Source organism: Patiriisocius marinistellae, assembly GCF_009014635.1.
GTDB classification, from domain to species: Bacteria; Bacteroidota; Bacteroidia; order Flavobacteriales; family Flavobacteriaceae; genus Patiriisocius; species Patiriisocius marinistellae.
In genome coordinates this window covers 435,560-441,699 of record NZ_BKCF01000002.1, presented here as the reverse complement: position 1 = coordinate 441,699, position 6,140 = coordinate 435,560, and the positions used below count along the sequence as shown (strand labels likewise).

The 6,140-nt window shown below is 30.6% G+C and carries 6 protein-coding genes; 4 read left to right on the top strand and 2 right to left on the bottom strand.

What is annotated here, in order from left to right:
- Positions 1-332 precede the first annotated feature (332 nt).
- The 3 genes from GB234_RS08695 (at position 333) to GB234_RS08685 (ending at position 3,832) form a co-directional block, all read left to right on the top strand.
- On the top strand, positions 333-1,286 hold the full coding sequence (locus tag GB234_RS08695) for a Fic family protein (RefSeq protein WP_151894173.1): 954 nt from the start codon (positions 333-335) through the stop codon (positions 1,284-1,286).
- A gap of 143 nt (positions 1,287-1,429) precedes the next feature.
- Positions 1,430-2,683, top strand: a complete 1,254-nt coding sequence (locus GB234_RS08690; RefSeq protein ID WP_151894156.1) for a hypothetical protein — start codon at positions 1,430-1,432, stop codon at positions 2,681-2,683.
- Between the two features lie 213 nt (positions 2,684-2,896).
- Entirely contained in the window at positions 2,897-3,832 is a 936-nt protein-coding gene (locus tag GB234_RS08685) for a LysR family transcriptional regulator (RefSeq protein ID WP_151894155.1), read from the top strand.
- Between the two features lie 650 nt (positions 3,833-4,482).
- Here the strand turns inward: GB234_RS08685 and GB234_RS08680 are convergent.
- Positions 4,483-4,680 (bottom strand): hypothetical protein, encoded by a 198-nt coding sequence (locus tag GB234_RS08680; protein WP_151894154.1) that lies wholly within the window; start codon positions 4,678-4,680, stop codon positions 4,483-4,485.
- Between the two features lie 148 nt (positions 4,681-4,828).
- Positions 4,829-5,287 carry a DUF4442 domain-containing protein gene (locus GB234_RS08675; RefSeq protein WP_151894153.1) on the bottom strand — a complete coding sequence of 153 codons (459 nt, stop codon included), beginning with the start codon at positions 5,285-5,287 and terminating at the stop codon, positions 4,829-4,831.
- A gap of 212 nt (positions 5,288-5,499) precedes the next feature.
- On the opposite strand from GB234_RS08675, the gene GB234_RS08670 reads away from it, so the two are divergent.
- Positions 5,500-6,138 (top strand): DUF4870 domain-containing protein, encoded by a 639-nt coding sequence (locus GB234_RS08670; RefSeq protein WP_151894152.1) that lies wholly within the window; start codon positions 5,500-5,502, stop codon positions 6,136-6,138.
- The last annotated feature ends 2 nt before the right edge of the window (positions 6,139-6,140 follow it).

Here is a 6,140-nt window from a genome sequence, read left to right as displayed (position 1 = left end):
AGCCTGGAATTAAGAAAACCAGCTGAAGTACACTTAAATCCAAATATCAAATATAAATCCTATCGAAAAAATAATGTAAATTTAGCTGAACTTAAGATTTAAAAATAGAAATTGATTAATCAAAAAAAACAACCGAAAAAAGGTCAACCTATTTCAGTATAATACACAGACTAGTGTACTAGTTTATTTTGCCCATCCATATGCTTCCTGGGAACGAGGAACTAACCAAATTAATAACATTTGTTACGTTAGCACCTTGAATCCACATGTTTCATAAGATAATTCAGATTAAATAATTGTATCTTTGATAGTATCAAATGATAGTATCAAGAATGAATCCACCTTACGAAATAACATCTTCTATTTTAAAATTAATAACTTCTATTTCAGAAAAAATAGGAGAAGTAAATGCTAATTTATTAAACAGACCTTCACCTAAATTGAGAAAACAGAATAGAATCAAAACTATTCATTCTTCTTTAAAAATAGAAGGAAACACGCTTACAGAGGAACAAATAACAGCACTTCTTGAAAACAAAAGAGTTATTGGTCCTAAAAAAGATGTTCTTGAAGTTTTAAATGCAATTAAAATCTATGAAAACTTAGAAGATTACAATCCTTCAAATGAAAAATACTTTTTAAAGGCACACCAAAATTTAATGGAAGGTTTAATAGAAAACTCTGGAAAATATAGAAATCAAAGTGTCGGAATTGTAAAAGGTTCAAAAGTTGAGCATTTAGCACCACCTTTTGGAAATGTGCCATATTTAATGAAAGACCTTTTTGAATATTTGAAAAAGTCTGATGAAATTGAATTAATTAAAAGTTGTGTTTTCCATTACGAAATGGAATTCATACATCCTTTTTTGGATGGAAATGGAAGAATGGGAAGATTATGGCAAACTTTAATTTTAATGGAAAAATATCCAATCTTTGAATTTTTGCCTTTTGAAACCTTAATTAGTAACGACCAAGAAAAATATTACAAAGCTTTAGCTGAAAGTGATAAATCTGGAAAATCAACTAAGTTTATTGAATATATGCTTAACGTAATTGAAATTTCAATAAGCCAGTTATTAGATTTTAATAATCGAACATTAAATGAAAAAGACAGATTAGAATATTATGTTTCATTAAATAAAACAGAATTTACTAGAAAAGACTATATGGATATTTTTAAAGATATTTCATCAGCAACTGCAAGTAGAGATTTAAAAAAAGGAGCTGAATTGGATTTATTTGAAAAAATAGGAGAAAAAAATAAGACAATCTATCGTTTAAAATAACTGGGCACAACAAAGTACTGTGGTAAAAATCAGCTCGAGGCTCAACCGAATGGCTAATGCCATTCTCCCTCGCACTGTTAGTATACAAGAACGTTATGTGTGATGAAACAACCAAAAACACCGAAAATATAAAAAACTAATTAATGAAACACTTATTTATTATTGGTATTTCTTTGCTGAGCATTGCCTGTAATACTAAAAATGAAGATCAGAAAAAGTTAGATTTTGTGAAGTTTGACTTTCATTTTGAGACAGAGTCAAATGAGATGCCGTACAATTTTTCTTCATATTGGGATACCTTTCCTACAATGGTCGATAAAACAGCATGGGAATTTGCCAAAATCGGAAACATAGAAAGGATGCATGAGATTTGGGATACGAAAGAATCAATTGAAATTGGACTTACACAGGAACAACGAGATAGTTTTGGCAACTTTAAAGCAATGGATGCAATAGATTACATATTGAATGAAGCTGAAGAGTCCCAAGTAGTCATCATAAATGAAGCTCATCAAATGCCCCAACATCGAATTTTTACCACTCGACTACTTGAAGGGCTTAAAAGAAGAGGCTATAAGCACTTAGGAATGGAAGGATATTTTAATACGCCTCAAGCAGATTCAATTATGCAAGCCAATGGTTATCCAACTCTTGATTCTGGATATTATACACAAGAACCTCAATTTGGCAATTTAATAAGAACTGCCTTTGATATGGGGTTCAATATATTTGGGTACGAAAGCAGTGGACAGGCTAATGGGAAAGAAAGAGAAATTAATCAAGCCAGGAATATTGAATCCTATCTAAATCGATACCCCAACGAAAAGATATTAATTCATTGTGGTTTTGATCATGTGTACGAAGGAGATATGCCTAACAATTCCATGGGTTGGGGAAAGGCGATGGCAGGGAGATTGACGGAATTTACAGGAGTTGACCCATTAACCATAAGTCAGACAATTTATTCTGAAAAGGGTAACAGAGATTACGAAAACTCGTATTATCAGATTACAGATCTAGAAAGACCTAGTGTTTTTGTCAATGAATCTGGTGAGCTATTTGGTCAGCAACGAAAGAAAACCTCTATTGATTTACCTCCTATGGGCACATTCAGGTATGACATAGCAGTTTTCCATCCAAGAAGTAAAAAGTACGATCGTCCGCAATGGATGGTGTATAGTGATCGTAAAGAAGTGGAAATATCATTTGTTGAAGAAAATATCCAGTGCCCATGTTTGGTACTTGCTTACAAAAAAGGTGAGAAAGTCGGCAAAGCCGTTCCTTATGATATACAAGAAACGGATGATAAGAAGGTTACATTAGTTTTAAATAAATCCGACTTCGAAATTGTCATATTGAATCAGAAGAATATAGCCCTAAAAGCTGAATATAACTAGACATCATAGCAAAATGAACTTTTCTGAAATAGGTTGACTAAAAATAAACATTTAATTATAGTAACTTATAAAAACACAAAATGAACACTGGCGAAAAAAGTCAACCTGTTTCTGTAAAATACAAATAATTTAATATCCATAAACGAAACCTTGATTTGAGGTTTGGAATATCAATAATTCTTATCTTTGAATAACAACCACATTTTAAAAGATATGACGATAACCCAGCTTAAATATGTTCTAGCAGTAGCCGAAAATCAAAATTTCACAAAAGCTGCCCAAAAAACTTTTGTTACACAGCCTACATTGAGCATGCAAATTCAAAAGTTAGAAGAAGAACTTGATATTCTTATTTTTGATAGAAGCAAAAAGCCTATCGAACTTACAGTAGTGGGACAAAAAATTGTTCGCCAAGCTCGTAATATAGTCAATGAAAGTGAACGGATGCAGGATGTTGTTGATCAAGAAAAAGGATATATAGGTGGTGATTTTCATATTGGTATTATACCAACAGTGATGCCTACACTACTACCTATGTTTTTAAGAAATTTTACAAATAAATATCCTAAAGTTCATTTAAAAATCGAAGAATTAACAACTGAGGACATTATAAAAAAATTAAAAGATGGACACCTAGACGCCGCTATTGCAGCTACACCACTTGAGCAAGAAAATATTAAAGAGCGCCCTATTTATTATGAGCCATTTGTAGGATATGTACCCAAAAGCCATAGGCTTAACGAAAACAAAAAAATTAATAGTGAAGATTTAGACCTAGATGATTTATTATTATTAGAAGATGGACACTGTTTTAGAGACGGGGTCATAAATTTATGTAAATCAAAAAATGCAATTCAAAATGATAAATTTCAATTACAAAGTGGAAGTTTTGAAACACTTATAAAATTATCAAACGAAGGTCTAGGGATGACACTCCTACCCTATTTACACACATTAGATCTTACAGAAGTTCAAAAAGAAAAACTACGCTATTTTAACGAACCATCTCCAGCGAGAGAAGTAAGTCTTATTTACAATAACAGCGAGTTAAAAATGCAAATTGTTAATGCAATGTATGATGTAATCGCGGGAGTAATTCGTGGAGCCATACGTTTTGAAGATGTTAAAATTGTAAGTCCTCTAAAGTAGGTTTGTTAAAAAATGAAATTACTTTTTAAATACATCTACAAACAATTAAAATCAAAGTAATTTTAATTTTAAGGACAGAAAAAAGTTTTTTAATAACCCATTAGTAGGACCACAAAACCTTTACAACAAAAACAAGGAATTAAACATTAATGAACAATCTTATTCAATAGAAATAGCAGAAAAACATTTCTTAAATAAAACAGGAGATAAATTAATAACTACTACAGGAATACTATTTATTAGTTCAATTATTGCACTTTTTACAATAGATTTAAATACGTACGGTTTTTTTAAATTTAAAAGCTTTTGGTTGTTTTTATTAGCTGTCACTATTTTTTTAATTGGAATCTTCTTAAAAGATTTAAAAAAATTAAGCCCTGCTAAAATGTTTTTACAACCCAATAGAATAATTATTTCTAGAGGTTCAATTATCCTAAATGTTACTTACGATGAGATTAAAAAAATAAGGTGTGAAGAACCTACAAACAAATTTATAAAATCTGTTGTATATAAAATTATTACGAATGAAGATATTGAACTCCAAATAAAAACATCTTACGATATATATGAATCCCTCATATATATATTTCCTAATAAAGATTATTAAAATAAAAACGTCGCTCAAATAACTTTGAACGACGTTTTTCCTTTTAAGGATTTAAATGAATTAAACATTGATTGAGTTCTGGTTTCTCTGCAATAAGTGAATTTACCCAAATCTTTAATTCCTCAATTTCGTAAGGAAGTAATCGTGAAAAGGCTTTTTCTAACTCTTTACAAAAAAGATTAACGTCGAAGCTCACTTTTGAAAGTACTGCTTTCGAGTAATCATACATTGCTCTGGCCATAGTAACTTAGTTAATTGTTAATTAAGTATTTTTTCTCTATACGCTTTATGTTTAAGTTATCCTGTTTAAATATAACGAAAAAAATCGCTCAACGTTACATACTCTCGTTAATTAACACTCCTAGTTATTAACAAAAAGAACTAAGCTGTTATTTTCTAGGCTTTAAGCGTACCGTCCACTCAAACTCAAAAACAGAAACAACATCGCCACCTTCATCTGTACCGGTAGATTTCATCCAGAACGTCTGCCCTTCTCCATTAGCAATTGTTTTTTGAATAGCTTCTGAAATGAGGTGACCATCATTACACGTAAAATTAATTCTACCTTTTGCTTTTTTACTAAAATTTGCTTTATTATTTGCAACTAACATCGAAATTTTCTTTCCGCTTTTTTCTATCTCACCTATTACTAAAGCACCCGTAGAAAGTTCGGCTGCCATTCCTTGTACAGCCCAAAAAAGAGAATTAAAAGGATTTTGATTAATCCAACGATGCTTTACAGTTGTTACACAACTAGTTTGAGAAATAGATTTTACCCTAACTCCTGTAAAAAATACAGAGGGCAGTTTAAATAAAGTAAATGTATTTAGTTTTTGCTTTGAAATCATAGCATAATTTGTTTCTAGCGAAGATAATTATATCATTTATAACCTACTTGATAGCAAAGCTCCAATTTTAACCTAAAATCACCTAAACACGTTAATATCTAACTATCAATGCTTTATAGTTTTTACAAATGTTAATAAAATGTTAATTATAGTACTATGCGTAACATAATACCTTTTTAAAGACATATATTTGTATAAGAAATTAATAGGCAATGGAACAATCAATCACAGATAATCAAAAAAATTTAGGCGCATTTATACATGCTTCTACATTTTTAAAATACTTTTTTCCACTAGCAAACTTTTTTGCACCACTCCTTTTATGGACGCTCCATAAAGAGAAACGCTTTTTAGATCATCATGGGAGAGAAGCTTTAAATTTTCAATTGAGCATATTTATTTATGCATTAGGCATCGCATTATTAAGTCTTCCATTTATTGCAATTTTCGCTACAGATTTTATAAGCCTTGTAGAAACAATTGATAGAGCGACAGACAATCACACCATGCGACACATATCAAACTTAGGAGGATACATTGCTTTATTTGCAATATTTGGCTTATTACTTTTTGGACTCTTTCTCTTTGAATTATACTATGTTATTATGGGAACAATTAGCGCTAGCAAAGGAGAACAATTTAAGTATCCACTAAGCATTAAGTTTATAACAGCTTCTGAAACGGAACAATTTGAAAATGAACCGCAAGATGAAACATTTGAAGAGAATAATTCAGATTCTAATATTTCCGAAGAAAAAATTTCCGAAGAAGAAAAGACACAAGCATACAACAACACATCTAGTAGCGTAGATGATATAATAGACGACTCAACCACATCAAAAAACAGCTAACT